Consider the following 18,121-nt stretch of genomic DNA (forward strand, 5'->3'; position numbering starts at 1 on the left):
GCCCTAGATTAATGGATTGCATTTAATTCATTCCATCCAGCATCCAGGCAGGCATCGCCTGATCCTTTAAATAGTGATCAAAAAACTGTTCCATCCGCTCAGTCCAGTCTTGCTGGGCAGCTAAACCGTCAAGCGTATGCCCTTCTCCCTTGTAATTTAACAACCATGCTGGTTTCTGAAGCCTGCGCATGGCCAGGAATAAATCTAATCCCTGCGAGAAAGGAACGGCCCCATCATTGTCATTGTGCAGGATCAGCAAAGGGCTTTGTATTTTATCAGCTTTAAAAATAGCCGAGTTCGATATATAACCGGAAGTATCCTCCCATAAGCTTTTTCCCATTCGGCCCTGTTCAACCTCATATTTGAATAAGTTAGGCGCGCCATTGCCACGCAAAGCGGTATAATTTGAAGTGATGTTCACAACACCCGCTCCGATATTGATACATTTAAACAGGTTGGTCCTTGTGGCCAGATAAGCGACCAGATACCCGGAGTAGCTATGTCCCTGCAATCCGATGTGATTCCGGTCGGCGATCCCCCGTTCAATTAAGGCCTCGGTACCGCTCAGCACTGAACTGTAAGCACTTTCAGCGGGTTTTCCCACGGTAAAAAGTACATCTGGCCTGAACACGATATATCCCTTGCTCACATACGTTGGAATGTTGATCGTACAGGTACTGTAAAGTGGTGTCTGGTATTCGTTTAAATGCTCTGAATGCGTTTCGTAAAAATCAACAATCACCGGGTAGGATTTTTTCGGATCATAATCCTCCGGCAAATACAACAGCCCCTGATTTTGTCTGCCTTCAAAATTTTTCCATTCAACCACCTTCGCCCTTCCCCATCTGAAGTTTTTTTGCTGAGGGTTGGCTTGTGTCAATTGTTGTTGCCTGGCAAGATTTTCATTTCCTAACCAGATGTCCGGAAAAATACGGTAACTCTCTTTTGTAAAAAGAAATGCCTTTCCATCATCGGATTTTGCCAGAATTTTCACGCTATAATCTGGATAATCTGCTAATTTCTCAAGCTTTCCTGAACTCAACCGGTAAATGCCATGAGACTTACTTTTTTCGTTGAAACTCTGCAGCAAAAGTGGTTTACCCAGGTCCAGGTTTGCCTTAAAACTTGCACCTTGTAATCGTAAGGAAATTTGATTGCGGCGGCCAAATCCCTGAGTTAAAGCATAGGCCTTTCTACGCCCGGAAAGGTCTATAACCCAAATGTCATAACGGTCGTATACCGCAATACTGGTTCCATCCACCCAGCCGGCAAGACCGTAGGAAGCGGCCGGGTTCGGTTTGTCATGGCTTTCGTCATAAACAGGATAAGCCAATTGACTGCTAAATCCTGCAAACTCAACCTTTGCCGGATCAAATACCTGCCATTCTTTTTCCTGGGAATTGTAAATCACCCCATATTTACCGTTTGGGCTCCACTCAGGCAAAGTATAAGCATCCTTCAATACCAATTTGCGTTTACCGGTGCGCACATCTATCGCATAGATGTCCGAATTATTTCCATATCGCCAATCCACCATTTTCTGGTAAGGAACCGGATCGGTAGAAAGTAGGTAGTCGTACTTTTCAGCATTCGGAACGTATACAAAGCCCGACTTAACTGGTAAAACAGAGGTCCATTTCTTTTCGTCAAAGTTATAAATGAATTTAGGATCCGGATCGGCTGCCGACCGGCCACGTCGTTGAAGCCGGCGTGATGGAAATTCATTCCAGGTCCACAATTCCAGATTAAACGCAGGTTTTTTCCGAACAAGCATATTTTCTTTTCCCGTTGCAGCAGCACTTGCCTTTTCCGCTATGGGAAGAAGTTCCATTTCCAATTGCTTAGTGGCAATGCTCAGCTCATATAAACGGGGTACCAGGCGGTAGCCAGCCGGAGCTGTAATCGTTGAAAAATCCAGCACCTCAGCATACCGAGGCACTGAAGTACTAAAACTAAAAATCTTTTGTCCAGATAAAAACCGACCGGTCTGATCTCCTTCATTGAATGAAAAATCCGTTACATCACCAGCATAAATAAGCCGGGGCTTCGCTACTTTAAGCGACCTGTAAAGCAATTCCTGATCACGTATATACACGATTGCTCCATTCTCGTTCAATAACTTATACTTCCCTATACTGTCAATGGTCAGGCTGTCCCCTTTTTCAATGTTCAGCATAACCACCTGGTTTACGTTGTTGACACGTTTGGTGTACACAACCACACCGGATATTTTAGACACAGTAAAATAAGGTGCTTTTGTCCAGTATATCTTTTTACCATCGCTTAACCGCATTAAAAAAGTAGAATCCTGGCCCTTGCCTTTGGCCGAGTATTTAAGCCACTGACCACGGTTAAAAAATTCAGCACTGCTGATGTCTTTCAAAATAACTTCCCGCTGCGTTTTTGTGTTACGCAAATGCTTAAGCCCTTGAGCTTCATTTTGATAACTATACAACACCCATTCGCCTGTGTAAGACAAATTCGGAATAGCAATGCTTCGCCATTGATTATACGAAGCCGTATCGAGCATTTTTAACTGAGAGAAAGCAGAGGGGGCAAAAAAGCCAAGCCAGATCAGCAATACAATATACTTTTTCATTTATTTCTCTGATTTTAAAATTTCAATCACGTAAGACAATTCGTCGAACAGACCACTCGGACTTCCATTGTACCCTTCAGACGTATACCTGATCACTCCGTTTTTTATCACCACCTTACGTGGAATAGCCGAAGAATTGAAAAAAGGTGTCATGGTTTTAAAAACCCGGTCATTATGCCCGGTCGCCGGATTTTTATCGTCAAACAGCACATTAAATCTAAAGCCTGATGTTTTAAGATATTTAGCGACATCTTCCTTATAGGACGGTTTACGTTCCATGGTAGATATGAAATAGAAAGCCACTTTTTGATCATTCTGATAATGGTCTACCAGCATCTGCATACCAGGAAAGGCCATTTTACAAGGATAGCACCAAGTGGCCCAGAAATCGAGGACAATGATCTGATCCTTCAATAAGGCTGTATTTACATTTTTACCACTGAGATCTTTAAGCACAAAAGATTTTACAGGCTGTTTAATCATATTGCTGAGTACATGCTGTTTATCCTGATCTACCAGTGATTTTTCCTTTAGCTTACTGAGATAAGACTCATAACCGAGAGTATCGCCTTTATCTTTGAGATACATGGCCTTAAGTTCCTGCAGCATTACCGGTGTTGCTTTATTAACGCGCAGTCCACCCTCCAGGGCAGGCTTCACCAGGTTGGCATTGCCGGTATTTCTGTACACGGATATTCTGACCTCATTCACATCAGCATCAGCAAACTTACCTTCCAGACTGATTTCATTCATATAAGCCAAAGCTTCTTTATCTCTTTGCATTTGATGTAAAATCCTGATGTGAAGATATAAGCGCTGATCCAGTTGCACAGATGCAAGGTAATTGGCCTGTTTAGGCGTATAAGTAGTCTCCTGCATAAATGAACCATCGGATTTTTTACTAATGGTCGAGTCAATGAGAATTTTGGCTATGGGATAGATTTTTTCCAGAGGTACTCTTTTAGATAGAAATGCGCGGGTAACATTGAACCGGTACACTTCATTTAAACTTTGGAAGTCCATTTCCGGGATAAAAACCCTCAGCTCATCAAACCTGGCAGAATCGAAGAAATAAGTACCAAGCTGTCTGTAAAAGTTATAATAGATATAATTCTGCGTCAAAACCGAGTCTTTTCTGTATTCGCTGACTGGAAAACGCTTAAGGAATGCTGCTACAGGCTCCACTCCTGAACTTGCGGTTAATGCCGAATTGGTCTGAACCATTCCTGCCATTCTTTGCATTTTACCATTAGGAAACTTCTGAAGTATTACTGCTTTGACCGAATCTGCTGCTGCTTTATCCTTCAAAAGAAAATTATAGGAATCGTAAATGATCTGGTAGGTCTGTTCTGTTAAACCTGGTAAGGCAGCTAATTTCTGAAGATTGCGCCTGGCCAGCACAGGAAACTCCTCGGGCTTACTCAGTTTCAGCATCGCCAGGTAAATATCAAAAAACACAGGTACATTGCGTGGATAATCTTTCATTTCCTTACGAACCCACATTTCAAGCGCCTCGTCACTGATATTCGCTTTATCGAAATAACCTTGTGGCGCTTTATTGAATTCAGGCTTTCTGAACATACCCCAGGCCAGCGATCCACCAGGAAGTTTCCCATTGTTCTTACCAACGGTTGTTGCCAGGAACCCAAAGTCGCCGTTGTTGTCTGAAGCTACAATTTTATGATCCTCTTCTGCTACAAACTTAATGGCAAAAAAAGCACAATTTGCAGGCAGGGGATATTTCCCTACCCAGCTTTTATTTTGATAAATTAAGTCCAGATCGTCCACAGCCCATTTGTAGTTGTTGTACAGATAAATGATACCTTTTACTACTTTACGACCTTGTAAAGGACCACCTTCAGGTGTGTAAGTCACATTTAATGGCGCTCCGGCCTGGGGAATTCCCCAATCCTTAACACGACTTTCTTTTTGCTGGCCATAGCCAGTAGTGGCCATAACCATGACCCATAGGAATAGCCCTATCCATTTAGAATTCATATAGTTTTATTAATTTAATACGTTTGATTTATTCAGCTATTATCGTGGATTTTGCTCCAGCTCCGGGTTCAACAGAATGTATTTATCACCAATCGGATAAACATAACGTACACTATTTGGCTCCAGGGTATAAGTAACATCTTTGAATACCCTGGTCACCGTAGCGGCAAAGGCGGCATCCTTGTTTAAACGTTTCTGATCAAACCACCTGAAACCACGCCCAAAAAACTCACGTTTGCGCTCATCAATAACCTTTACTAAAGCGTCGGCGGCATTCGCAGCAGTGGCTACGACATAATTTGCCGTAGTAAAGCGTTTTATCCGAAGTTTATTGACCAGATCCATAGCCAGCACAGCATTACCGGCCCGGGCTGCACATTCTGCTTTGATCAGCATCATTTCGGGTACAGATGGGCCAATCGGGATGACAAATTCACCGTTTAAATTGTATCGCCAATAGGCACGCCCCGTAAAAGTAGCGGCGAAGGAATTTCCGTATGCACCTCTTGTATTGGTAAACAGGGTATATCGTAAATCATTTGTCCCCAGTAAGGCCAGCACATCGTTGTTGATTGGGATAGCGGTAAAACTTCCGGTAATGTTTTTAGAAAGCATAATTTCAGGATCATTCAGCCTTTTTGGAAAAGCTGTAGTAGATGTGCTAAAGTCTTTCAGATCAATCAGGCCGCTTTGAATCGCCAGTGCACTGTCACTATATAAAGCAGCCTGCGTAAAATTGCGCTGGTTCAAATAGGTTCTCGCCAGTAAGGCATAAGCTGAAACCTTTGCCGGTCTGACATTGTAATCCGGCAAAGCAGGCAACAGGCTAACCGAATACTTTAAATCTTTGACCACCTGATCATATACTGATTTAACAGTAGCCCGGTTTAGTTTTACAAATAAATCAGGCGTAAGCAATAAAGGAACGCCTAAATCTGTAGCAGCCGTTGTTTCATCATATTGCTTTCCATACATATTGACCAGGGTCAGATAAAAATAGGCACGGTGAACAATGGCTTCGGCATAAATCTGTTGTTTTTCAGTCTCCGTGCCTTTTTGACTCGACAATACGCCCTTGATCACTTCATTACAAGAATAAATGGCTTTATACATCTTTTCCCAATCAGAATCTCCCTGGGCTTCGGTCAGGTATTTTTCACGCCAGGTATAAGTAGCCGCATAAATGTCACTAATGTTGGCCTGTCTTGTGGCGTCATAGATATAAGTATCATCTCCAGAAAGAATTGGATACCCGTAGCCACTTTCCAGTGCACCATTATCATTCATTAAATTTCTGTAATCCGAAGTGTACTTCAGTGCGCGCACACCAATTTGTTCTACCTCTACATATTTTCTGCAACTGCTGGCAACTGTCAGCACAATCAGCAAAGTATAAATATAGTTCTTCATGTCTTTTAAATTAAAATGATGCATTTAAGCCAAACACATAACTAGGCGTTGGAGAAAGGCTTGAAAAATTGGTATTATTTAAGTACTGAGGATCAAGTCCTTCTTTATTTGCTGTCCAGAGCAATCCGATATTCCGCATATTGGCACTTACCGAAAGAGATTTGAACACGCCTTTTGGAAGGTATTTCTGCGGAACAGTATATCCCAATGAGATTTGCTGTAAGCGAACATTGTCAGCCTTTCTAACCAGATCGTCAGAGAACCTATATCTGTTGATGCTATTGAAATTTACGCCTGTTAGCCCCGGAACATTCGTTGTGGCCTCATCACCGGGCTGACGCCATCTGTAAGCCAGTTCCAATTGGCGACCGATCACACCGGTATACGAACCTTCAAATGTAGGGTAATTCGAAACCGCAGGTTTCAGGAATACATGTCCCAGGTAATAACTGATCTGAATGCCAAGCATCAGGCCCTTATAACTTACATTGTTAAAAAACCCACCTGAATATGGTGCTACGGTTACCCCTGCATATTTCAAATCCTCTTTGGTAAACGCAGTCGTTAAATTGGTGGTATTGCTGATGATGTTGTTGTTCCGGTCATATATCTGGGTCTGCCCTTTACTGTCCAGTCCCGCAGCGCGATAAACATACATATAGCCAATTGGAAGTCCTTTTACAGCTGTCCCACCATTCACAACAGTGGATGTGTTGTTGATAAAACGTACGTCAGAAACTTTACTCGTTGCATAGCCAAAATTCAAAACCGTGCTCCACTTGAAGTTATTAGACCTGATGATCTGTCCGTTGATGCCAAATTCATAACCATGACCAGAAAGCGTTGCCGCATTGAACTGCAGGGTACTCCAGCCATAAGTGGCGTTGTAAGGAAGTGAGGTTAAAATTCCCTTGGTTCTTTTGCTATAAATGTCAAAGTTGAAGGATAACCTATCGTTAAACAATGAGGCATCCAATCCTCCGTTCAGGGTTTTTGTAGTTTCCCAGCCCAATTGGTCATTGCCAGGATTGCTGATCGATGCAATCGGCTGACCTGTCCGGCTGTCGGTTCCAGAAACGTTAATTACGGTAATATTTGAGCCGGCCAATGGCACACTACCGCCGGTACCCAGGGTAGCCCGCAAACTAACATTGCTCAGCCAGTTTACTTCCTGCAGAAAACGTTCATTTTTTGCATTCCACTTCAAACCGGCAGACCACAATGGAATTGCCCTTTTGCTCCGGTCTACACCAAGCAGGGTAAAGTCGTCAAAGCGCACACTACCGCTGACAATATACTTTTGGTCGAAAGTATAAGAAGCATTGGCATAATAAGACAAATAACGGCTGATTTTCTCACTAATAGCGCCCAGGTTATCTCCTATTGGTTGAGTATAGCCATATAAAGTTGTGTAAGGGGTTATGGCATTGGTAGATTGGGAGGTATTGGTGTCACCATTATAACCATATCTTGTCGAACCGTAAGATTTGCTATAGGTTTCCCGCATTTCTGTACCGGCAAGTGCAACCAGCTGGTGTCTGCCCCAGGTAGGATTAAAATTCAGCTGTCCCCTGAATGTATTGTCGTAAGCATTTCCGTCCGTGGTATTGTAAGTACCGCCCAAAGGTACACCGTAAACCAATTTCCCATTGGTACCTATAGAAGTGCCTGTATTGACCAATATACGGGAGGTATAGCCATCAATTTCATTAATGGAAACCATATTGGAAAATGTGCGCTGCGACATCGCCGATAAATCCACATTCATCCAGGACGTGATTTTGCCATTCAGGTCGGCAGTAAAACGAACCTGATTGGTTTTAGAAACCGGCTTGGAATAATTCAGTTCATCAACTGCGTTATAACTAAAAGGGAGATAACCTTTTGCAACAAAGTCATCAGCAATTGAATTGACAAAAATCGAATTTCTTTTAATGGTGTTGCCGTTTTCATCAAGTAATAAATCATAAGGCCTTAAAGCAGTGTTGGAAACGGAAAGTGCATCTATAGCCGCACCATTATACACTGATTTAGCATACTGGTAATTTAATCCTGTACGAAGTGTTACTCTATTATTGAAAAACTCGCTGGTTGTTGCTGCATTCAAAAAAGCATTGCTGGCCTGATTACTTTTATAAACCGGCCGGTCTGAATTGTAGTTTCCCGAGATGTAATAAGATGTATTTTCGGAACCGCCCGAAACACTTAAGTTATACTGTTGCGTAATGGCATTCTGAAACAAAAGGTCTTCAATCTGGGCCTGGTTGTTCCTTGCAGAAATGAGCCCCAAAGCCGCATCTCTTTCGGCCGCTGTAGCTGTACCCCTGCTTACCCGGTACATCCACTCTGTGGCTTCACTGTTATTTCTCACGTAAAGCGCATTAGAACCTGTTGTCAACTTTGGATCGACCAGGAAGCCCTTAGTTACCATTTCCTGCTCCAGATCAACATATTGTGCGCTGTTCATCCAGTTTAATTTGGATAAAGACTGGGGCTGAGAAACACCAAAAGTATAATTTAAGGCAATAGAAGGCGCTCCTTTTTTACCTTTCTTGGTGGTGATGACAATTACCCCATTGGCCCCTCTTGCCCCCCATATAGAAGTTGCCGCAGCATCTTTCAAAAATGTGATCTGCTCAATATCCGCAGGATTAAAATTGCTCAACAAAGAGTTGGCACTTGCAGGCGAGTTTGTCATGTTGTTCAAAGTCTGGGCATCACCTTTCGCAATCAGGGGAAAACCATCAACGACAATCAAAGGCGCTGTATTGTTGGAATAATTGTTAGAACTTCTGATCTGGATCGTATTGGATTTATTATCAAAACGAACCCCGGGCACCCGACCTTCCAACCTGTCTATCAGACTTATAGTCGGTGTTTCTTCCAGCATTTTTGCTGTAATGACCGTAACGGATCCTGTAGCCCGCTCTTTAGATATGGTCTCGTAACCAGTAGAAAATACAGAAACTTCACCTAAATCGCTTGTGGATGCAGTCATGGTAATACGCCCAAGCTGTTCAGCAGCCTTAACTTCCTTCACTGCAAATCCGATATAGCTGATACTGATGATTGCTTTCTCCTGCACACCTGTCAGCATAAAATTTCCGGTAGTACTGGTTTGGGTAGATTTGTTGGTGCCTTTTACAATGACTGTAGCACCAGCCAAAGGAATACCTTCCTCGTCTACCACGACACCTGAGACATTTATGGCCGCAAATTTGGCAGCTACTCTTTCCAAAAAGGAAGGTGTAGCTTCCTTTTTAATGGTCACCATTTTTCCCTCAATCTTATAAACCAGGCCTAGTCCTGCCAAAGCACTTTTTAAAGCGTCATTTACAGTGACCTTGTTTACAGAAATATCCAGGAGGTAACTTTCAGGAATAGTTTTACCATCGTAATAAAAATCATATCCACTCTGCTTGTGAATTTCCATCAACACAGTTTCAAGTGATATATTTTTCTTTGCAATAGTTATGCTCTGGCCAAACGTAGCGGCACTGACCTGCAATAGGGATGCTATCAATATAACGGTGGTTAATCGCATAATTAGCAGTATTTTATGGCATAACAACCTTGTTATACCGGGTTTCCTAGTATAATTTTTATACATTTGTTTTGTTAGGTTAAGCAGTATGCCCTTACTTTCCACGGTAGGCACCTGCGGTTTTACAGTTGATTTTTTGATTGTTTACTTAACAGAACCAGGAGTGTTAGTCGCACTTCTGGTTTGTTTTTTACCCTAGCTTTTCTGTCGTAAATATCTCCTCATATTCTCCCTTTAAATTGTGAAACATTCGTTAATTACATACGTTAATCCGTGTATATCAGTTTATCAAATTACTTTGATACATATAATTTCTTTCCTTCCAATCTAAAATGGACCTGGCCAGAGGATTCGATTAATTTCAAGACCGCCGACAATGGGTTACTTCTGGAAATCCAGCCCCCGGATTCCATGTCGTCCGGAAATGCACCTTCGTAAATCACATCCACGTCGTACCACCTGGAAATTTTCCGCATGGCCGATTTAAAATCCAGGTGATTCAGGGAAAAAGCGCCTTCTTTCCAATCTGTAACGTTCTCAATGTTCACAGGATTAACCCGAATCCCGGAACCATTACTTAATGCCTGTTCACCGGGTTTGATCACCTGAACATGACTACCTGAACTTACTTTGACCGAACCTTCTACTAAAGTTGTGGCTACAGCGCGTTCATCTGCATAAGCATTGAGGTTAAAATGTGTACCCAGCACTTCAACCTCCTGCCCTGCGCTTTTAACAATAAAGGGATGTTTTTTATCTTTAGCAACTTCGAAGTAACCTTCGCCCGACAATTCAACCAACCTATTGTTGGCGCCCGAAAATGTTGCAGGAAACTTCAATGTACTGGCTGCATTTAAGGCTACAGTTGTACCATCAGGTAATTCTATATTGTATTGTCCACCCCTCGGGGTGCTGATTGTAGTTATTTCTGCTTTTTTTCCTGCAATGGCTACTATTGCAGCTCCATCAGTGTAGGTCAATTGCGATGCTTTGATCACAATACCCGATTTGGCATCACTTAAATTGATTTTCTTGCCATTGGCCAAAGTTAACACCGCTTTATTCCGGCCGGGTGCCAGGTCATTTTTGTAAATTGATTGCTGACTGTTCTGGCTGAAGAAATATATACCAAATACAACAATCGCCAAAACAGCTGCTATAGCGCTCATCCAACGGGTTAAACGGATCCGTCTTCCACCATTTTTCTCGTTGATGGTCTTGTTGATCCTTTGGTGCATGGTATCCAGTATTGCTTTTTTCTCTGATGCCATTACCCGATCCCACTCTGGATAAACAGACTGATATTGGTTATAGTAGGCATTAAATTGTCTAACTTCATGTTCAGTCGCCAATCCGTCTGCCAATTTACCTGCAATCTCGATGTATTCTTCCCTATTCATATTGATACCACATGGTTCTAAACTGTAAGGCACAATAAATTGAACCACCCCCCAAAAGATTTAAAGAAAATTTTAAATTAATTTAACAAAACGCCAAATAGCTTGAAACTACAACAAAAAGAAGACATAAAACTGGCCATTTGCCAGATCTTTCTTTAATTTCTTCAGGGCAATGGTCATTTGATTCTCCACTGTTTTTTCTGACACCCCAAGTCGGAGGGCTATTTCTTTATGACTCAATTGCTCGTACCTGCTCAACTGAAATATTTCCCGGCAACGCGAGGGTAAGGTTTCTGAGCAATTCCTGATAAAATCCATCAGTTGTTTTACTTCTAACAAAGCTTCTTCATTATCTCCTGTAATTTCCAGGTCAGACAATTCATCAAAGAATTTTCTGGGTACCTTGTTGTTGCGGATGTAATTACTTGTTTTGAATTTCACAGCTGTAATGAGATAAGCCTTGCAATTGGTAACCACCAATTTGTCCCGATGTGCCCAAAACCACTCGAAAACTTCCTGCACCAGATCCATACAGGTATGTTTATCTCTCAGAATATTATAAGCAGAACCAAACATCACACTGGCGTAACGATTGTAGATCTCATTGAAAGCCTCAACATCTCCTTCAATCAGCATCGCTAACAATTCAATATCCGTAATTTTGGTATAAGCAGCCATGTGAATTTATCCCTACGATCGTTAACACTGTATTACAATGTTATGAATTTATTCTTAAAAGAAACCGGACTACTTGCATTTATTACAATAACCTTATTTTTGAAAACCAACAAATTTAGCGTAGATTTAAGATCCATCACCATTATTCAGCCACCGGTTTCAGGAATTTTTAAGCAGTTTTTCAGACGTCATACCTTCGTTTTTCTGATCTATTAACCAAGTCGAATATATGGGCTGTTTTGTCCGACTCTTGTCCGACTCTCGTTCGACAAAACTAATTCCATAGTTATTCAAAAGCAGCACCATATAAACAGTATTTATATGCCTGCTGGAAGCTGCCTATTAGACCACTAAAAAATGTCCCCCAAAAGGGAGTAACGATTGTTGATTTTGAAAACCAGGTCATGAATTAAAAACCTTACTCCTCTTTCAAATATTTAGAAATACTGGCCTGACTAGCTTTGGTAATGTGCCAGGACACACTGATTAAAGTAGTAAATACCAAAGCAATTACAGACCATACGATGGGCAGCAACGAAAACTCTGACGCTGAAGACAACTGGTTGAACATGGTACGCGTCAGGAAGAAAGAAAGTGGTATCCCGAGTCCGATAGCGAACAACAAGGCAAAGAGAAATTCTTTGTAAATCAAATATACAATATGAACGAGATCAGCACCCAAAACTTTTCGAACGCTGATTTCCTTCATTCTTTTTCCTAAAATAATCAGTGCTAAGCCAAAAACACCTGAAATGGAAATCAGCGTCATCAACAGGGAAGTGACAGTCAGTACCTCTGAAATTGTCGAGAAACCTCTGAAATATCCATTAAATACCTGGTCCTGATCATAAAAATCAAATGGAAGATTTGGATATAACTGCTGCCAGATGTTTTTGATTCCCTGATGTGTATTAGAAAATAAGCCTGATGATTTTTTAATGTAAACAAACTTCACTTCTTCCGGTTTTGCCTTCATCAAAACTATGGGTGCAACTGCATACTCAAAGCTCTCATAATGAAAATCATCGAGCAATCCGACAACCATATACTGATGATCAAGATATTGAACGCGTTTCCCGATAGCAGTTGTCCAGTTCATCATTTTTAAAAAAGCCAGATTTACAATGACCGCATCTGTTTGGTCAGACAACCGTTTTTCACCAAAGTCGCGACCTTCCATCAACTTCATTCCCAGCTGTCCAATAAAACCAGGCAATACACTGATGCTTTTAACACGCGATGTTTTACCTTCATTTTTAACCTGAATTTCTTTACTGTAATTACCAAGGGGCTGAACTGATCCGGTAACCGATGCAATTCCTTGCTGCTGCTGCAATGCTGTGCTAAAAACACCGTAGGCTGCAGTTTGATCCAGGTTTACAACGACATTTTTTTCAGGCTGATATCCCCAGGATTTATGTTTAATCTGTTTCGTTTCCTGCATAAATGCAATAGCCGTAGCAATTGAAATGAAGGTTAGAAAAAATTGAATACCTAATAAAATCTTCCTGAAGTGGTTTTTGCTGCCCATTTTAGCATTTCCCTTCATCATGCTGATGGTGTTTAATGAAGAAATATAAAATGATGGATATACCGCAGCACTTAAAGCCGAAACCAGGATCAATAGTAGTGCGGCCAACCAGGTTCTAAAATTCAGAAAAAACCGAGTGCCTAAATCGAATCCTGCTATCGAGCTAAACCAGGGAAAAAAGAATACCTCGGCCAACAGCAAGCCAAGGAAAACGGCAAGGATACAAATGATCAGGTTTTCGACAATAAATTGAAAAATGATCTGATTTCTGCTACTACCCATTACTTTTCTGACACTAATTTCTTTTAACCTGCTAGAAGCAGAAGCCACCACGATATTGATATAATTGAAATACACCATTAATAAGATCGAAATGGCAATCACAATGAGCATGATCAGGCCAATAGGCTCCATGGTATTGAAATAGCTTCCCGCTACTTTATAGGAATGGAAGTTCATCGTTCTCAGCGGTTGATAGTGAAAAGCAGAAATCTGATCATCCGGATGTACTATATTGTACAAATCCACATATTTTTTATCCTGAGCTTTAATGGATGACAAGGCCGATTCTCCGGCAATTTCAATGAACGTGATGTTACTCTTTTCTTTCCAATCGGCCGTTTTCGTTATACCTAAAGAAGCCATTCTGGAACGTGGCACAAGTGCAGAAAAACCGAAGGAGGCATTGGATGGATATCGGTCAAAAATACCCTTCACGATAAAATTTGTGGATACACTTTTGCCATTCACAGTAAAAATGATAGCCAATGAATTTCCAACTGCATTGTTATGGCCAAACAGTTTTTCTGACAATTCGGAAGTCAGCACAATCCCGTCCTGATCAGTGAAATTTTTCTTGTCGCCCCACTTTATCGAATAATCAAACATTTTATAGAAATCATCATCAACAAAAGTCACTTTGTCGCTAAACACATTGTCTTTTTGTTTGATCACGACCCCTGTATAATTTAACCTTGCAACATTTTTAACCTGCGGAAAGTCATTTTTCAATGCTTGGCCCATTGGAGCAGGACTATCGCCATAATATTGCTGTTCAGCATTTTTATCATTCATTCTTTCGACGACAAACAGCCGGTCTATTTTGCTATTAAAAGCATCCTGATGCATTGCCCAATGCGCATATTCAAAGACCATTAGGCAACAGCCTACAGCCAGGGCCAGTCCAGAAATATTGATAAATGAGGATAACTTGTGTTTTCTCAGGTTACGAATGCCCAGCTTGATGTAGTTTTTAAGCATATGATAATTTAATCGGATATGTTTTCGACGGCATGGCCAATCTACATGCCAAATGTATACATTCAATCCTAAGCGCTACAAAGGCACTATTTTCCGGGCTTAGCGAATTTACCTGTTCATTATCGAACGTAACTGATCGAAACTGTACAAGGATAAACTTGGATATGTGCTATTTCTTCCCTGTTTTGTATAAATCCTGCTTTAAATAACAGCATAAATTTGTCCTGTATTAAAAAACAATTTAAAAATTAAAGCAATGTCTAAAATAATTTTAATCACCGGTGCCTCTCGTGGCTTTGGTAAATTATGGGCAACAGCCCTTTTAAAACGTGGCGATAAAGTTGCTGCGACTGCAAGAAATATAGACGATCTGAACGACCTGGTTGCTGAATTCGGAACTGCGGTACTTCCTGTTCAATTGAACGTAAATGACAGAAGCGCTGTTTTTGAGGCCGTAGAAAAAGTAAACAATCATTTTGGGCGTATTGATGTGTTGATTAATAACGCTGGCTTTGGCTTATTTGGCGCAATTGAAGAAACAACAGAGGAGCAGGCACGTGCGCAAATGGAAACTAACTTTTTCGGCTTACTTTGGGTTACGCAAGCAATTCTACCTGTGATGCGGGCACAAGGCAACGGACATATCATTCAGGTATCGAGTTTCCTTGGCCTGGTGAGTCTGCCCATTCTTGGCATTTACAATGCCTCAAAATATGCTGTTAACGGCTTAACAGAAACCCTTGCCGCTGAGGTTAAAGGTTTTGGCATTAAAGTAAGCTTAATTGAGCCTAATGGTTTCTCGACCGACTGGTCTGGTGCATCAGCATTTCAAACTGAACCTAATGAAGCTTATGCTCCGGTTAGGGACGCATTTTTTAAAGGCGCAACACCAGATAGCTGGGGCAATCCGGAGACCACAACTCCTGCGGTACTTAAGTTGATCGACAGCGAAAACCCGCCCTTGCACTTTCTGTTGGGCAAAGTGGCTTATCCGGTACTAAAAGAAGTTTATGCTGCGCGATTGGCAGAATTTGAAGACTGGAAAGATGTTGCAGTTGCAGCGCATGGACACTAACTAAATGATCGTTAATTTTCAACCATAAACCACAATCTACCCGACTATTTTTGTAGATTGTGGTTTATTTTATTTGTTGCTCATGAAACATTATAAAATTCTAAGTGATTTACATCGGGACAACGGATTTCCTGCTCCTGAAAATCCATTGTTCAGTATTTACCAATGTAACAAGACCTGTTCCATTGGTGACAGGGAATTTACCAGTGATTTTTATTTGATCGGACTGAAAAAATTAAAATCCGGGATCATCAAATATGGCCGTACAAAATACGATCATGAATGTGGCTCTATGTTATTTTTTAAGCCACAACAGATCATAGAAATGAAAAATCTGGAACTGGACGAAGATGGTTTCTTAATTTTTATCCATGAAGATTTTTTAAATGGCCATTTATTGCACAATGAAATTAAAAAATATCATTATTTCGATTACGAAACCAATGAGGCGCTGCATCTTTCGCCGAAAGAAGAAAAGACAATGTGGGAATTGTATGAGAAAATAGAGAATGAATATTTCAACAACCAGGATGAATATAGCCGTGAGATTATTTTGGCAAATATAGATACCTTGCTCAAATATGCCCAGCGCTTTTATAAAAGACAATTCATCAATCGCTCAGACATTTCAGCAAAAACCGTTACGAAGTTCAATGAAGAACTGGACCGATATGTAGCCGGCGGACTTCTGGGCATCAAAGGCTTACCCTCTGTAAATTATATGGCCGAAAAGCTAAATATATCCCCCGGATATCTCAGCAGTATGTTAAAGTTAGAGAGTGGAAAAACCGCACTGGAACACATCCACATCTACCTCATATCCGAAGCAAAAAACAGATTGATGGGCGACAATCAAAATATCTCTGAAATTGCTTATGCGCTGGGGTTTGAAAATTTATCGTATTTTTCACGACTGTTTAAAAAAGAAGTTGGACTTAGTCCGAATGCCTTTAAAAAACAGATCCCCAATTGAGCTGTACCACTATAAAACAAGTATCAAAAGCCATGAAAAACAGACCGATTGTAAGTGCCCTATTCCTCTTCAGCATGCTCAGTTTCTTGCTTGCACCAGTTTTTGCACAGCAAAGCGGTAACATCCCAGTTCCAGCTAATTTTAAGCGTATTAAGGCAGAACCTGGTTCGTTCGCCGATTGGTTAAGGCACATTCATCTTAAGAAAGACAAGACCGTATACCTCTATAATGGCGCAAAGAAACAGAACCAGCAGGCACAGTATGCCGTACTGGACATCAGCATTGGGAAAAGGGATTTACAACAATGCGCGGATGCGGTAATGCGTCTTTATGCAGAGTGGAGATATTCAAAAAAACAATATGAGAAAATTGCTTTTACGGCCACAGATGGGACAGTAATGGATTATGCCTCCTGGCGGAAAGGCTATCGTTTTGTACTGAAAAAAGACAGGTTGATCAAAGTAAAATCAACAAGTGTTTCTGAAAGCCGGAGTGCTTTTGATGATTATTTGCAGACCGTTTTCACTTTTGCCGGCACCTTGTCACTAAGCAGAGAGTTGACGCCGGTAGCCAATATAGCTGAGCTTCGCGCAGGTGATGTCTTTTTAAAAGGTGGTTCTCCAGGGCATGCTGTGCTTGTGATGGATTTAGCAGTCAACGCCGCCGGAGAAAAGCGTTTTCTTTTGGCCCAAAGCTATATGCCCGCCCAGAGCATCCATATCCTCAAAAACCCAAAATCCAGAGATCCCTGGTACAGCGATAAGTTTACAAACGAACTGGTTACACCAGAATGGGTATTTGCGGGCAATTCACTATATCGCTGGCCATAAATTACCGGCCTTTTTTTTCCTGGCTCTCCTCGTCAAAATCTACGCTCTTCTCAATAGTGCCGGAAATGGTAATCTGGCTGTCTTTGACCAGATCGGGATTTACACGACCCGACTTTAAAGCGTTAAATTTGAAATTCAGATCGCTGATGATCGATATTGAATCGATATACTTTGACTTAGGCACGATATAGCTCCCATAGGGCTTAATTTGCCTGGTAATAACTGAGTCGCCACTGTAATTTTGCTCCAGCTCCGTTGAAGTCTTCAACTTGACACCCTTACTAATGTAAAGTTCGTTGATCTCCTTTAAGTTTTTCCAGGAAATGAGAAAATCCTGATCAAATTTTCCGGTTTTATCATAGATAATATCATTGTCATTAACTTCTGCCAAAGGGGTTACTTTACCCAAAAAATAAGTCTTTCCATTGGTTAAAACGATTTCAAAGTTATACAGTTTAGCAACCGGCATATTACTGGTGATGTAATTCGTGGTCGTGGTATAATACAATTCCTGTCTTTGATAAAAATCCAGATCGATGTTGTTCACCTTTATTTTGATGGCTCTGTTGGCAATGGTCCGGCCATCTTTGTCGAACAGGTGGATGCTTACTCCATTATCTTTTTGGTCGGTTAGATTCTGAGTGACCTCAATCCTTGCACCTATTAGCGATAAATCATCTACTTTACCTTCTGATAAGGAAGACTGGCAGGCATGGATGAGCAACAATAAAGGTATGCATAAAATTTTCAGGGTATGTTTTATATTGATCATCTTGCTTGTTTGGGTTAATGTACAGCAGTATAAGCAGGAAAGTAATACTTT

The 18,121-nt window shown here is 41.2% G+C and carries 11 protein-coding genes; 3 read left to right on the forward strand and 8 right to left on the reverse strand.

The window, feature by feature from the left end:
• Nucleotides 1-22: 22 nt before the first annotated feature.
• The 7 genes from IM797_RS04405 to IM797_RS04435 all read right to left on the reverse strand — a co-directional run bounded on the left by IM797_RS04405 (nucleotide 23) and on the right by IM797_RS04435 (nucleotide 14,420).
• Nucleotides 23-2,599 carry a prolyl oligopeptidase family serine peptidase gene (locus IM797_RS04405; protein ID WP_194125868.1) on the reverse strand — a complete coding sequence of 859 codons (2,577 nt, stop codon included), beginning with the start codon at nucleotides 2,597-2,599 and terminating at the stop codon, nucleotides 23-25.
• Nucleotides 2,600-4,597 (reverse strand): TlpA disulfide reductase family protein, encoded by a 1,998-nt coding sequence (locus IM797_RS04410; RefSeq protein ID WP_194125869.1) that lies wholly within the window; start codon nucleotides 4,595-4,597, stop codon nucleotides 2,600-2,602.
• Between the two features lie 39 nt (nucleotides 4,598-4,636).
• Entirely contained in the window at nucleotides 4,637-6,007 is a 1,371-nt protein-coding gene (locus IM797_RS04415; RefSeq protein WP_194125870.1) for a RagB/SusD family nutrient uptake outer membrane protein, read from the reverse strand.
• Between the two features lie 10 nt (nucleotides 6,008-6,017).
• Nucleotides 6,018-9,551, reverse strand: a complete 3,534-nt coding sequence (locus tag IM797_RS04420) for a SusC/RagA family TonB-linked outer membrane protein (RefSeq protein ID WP_194125871.1) — start codon at nucleotides 9,549-9,551, stop codon at nucleotides 6,018-6,020.
• Between the two features lie 293 nt (nucleotides 9,552-9,844).
• Nucleotides 9,845-10,951 carry a FecR family protein gene (locus tag IM797_RS04425; RefSeq protein WP_194125872.1) on the reverse strand — a complete coding sequence of 369 codons (1,107 nt, stop codon included), beginning with the start codon at nucleotides 10,949-10,951 and terminating at the stop codon, nucleotides 9,845-9,847.
• A gap of 108 nt (nucleotides 10,952-11,059) precedes the next feature.
• Nucleotides 11,060-11,629, reverse strand: coding sequence for an RNA polymerase sigma-70 factor (locus IM797_RS04430; RefSeq protein ID WP_228098706.1), 570 nt, complete (start codon nucleotides 11,627-11,629; stop codon nucleotides 11,060-11,062).
• Nucleotides 11,630-12,047: 418 nt separating this feature from the next.
• On the reverse strand, nucleotides 12,048-14,420 hold the full coding sequence (locus tag IM797_RS04435; protein WP_194125873.1) for an ABC transporter permease: 2,373 nt from the start codon (nucleotides 14,418-14,420) through the stop codon (nucleotides 12,048-12,050).
• A gap of 256 nt (nucleotides 14,421-14,676) precedes the next feature.
• Between IM797_RS04435 and IM797_RS04440 the strand changes: the two genes are divergently transcribed.
• The 3 genes from IM797_RS04440 to IM797_RS04450 all read left to right on the forward strand — a co-directional run bounded on the left by IM797_RS04440 (nucleotide 14,677) and on the right by IM797_RS04450 (nucleotide 17,298).
• Nucleotides 14,677-15,495, forward strand: a complete 819-nt coding sequence (locus tag IM797_RS04440; RefSeq protein WP_194125874.1) for an SDR family NAD(P)-dependent oxidoreductase — start codon at nucleotides 14,677-14,679, stop codon at nucleotides 15,493-15,495.
• An 82-nt stretch (nucleotides 15,496-15,577) separates the two neighbouring features.
• On the forward strand, nucleotides 15,578-16,468 hold the full coding sequence (locus IM797_RS04445; protein ID WP_194125875.1) for an AraC family transcriptional regulator: 891 nt from the start codon (nucleotides 15,578-15,580) through the stop codon (nucleotides 16,466-16,468).
• A 32-nt stretch (nucleotides 16,469-16,500) separates the two neighbouring features.
• Complete coding sequence (locus IM797_RS04450) at nucleotides 16,501-17,298, forward strand: DUF4846 domain-containing protein (protein ID WP_194125876.1); 798 nt, start codon at nucleotides 16,501-16,503, stop codon at nucleotides 17,296-17,298.
• Nucleotide 17,299: 1 nt separating this feature from the next.
• On the opposite strand, the gene IM797_RS04455 is transcribed toward IM797_RS04450, so the two are convergent.
• Entirely contained in the window at nucleotides 17,300-18,070 is a 771-nt protein-coding gene (locus IM797_RS04455; protein WP_194125877.1) for a hypothetical protein, read from the reverse strand.
• Nucleotides 18,071-18,121: the final 51 nt, after the last annotated feature.

Origin of the sequence: Pedobacter sp. MC2016-24 (assembly GCF_015223055.1) — a bacterium.
GTDB lineage: Bacteria > Bacteroidota > Bacteroidia > Sphingobacteriales > Sphingobacteriaceae > Pedobacter.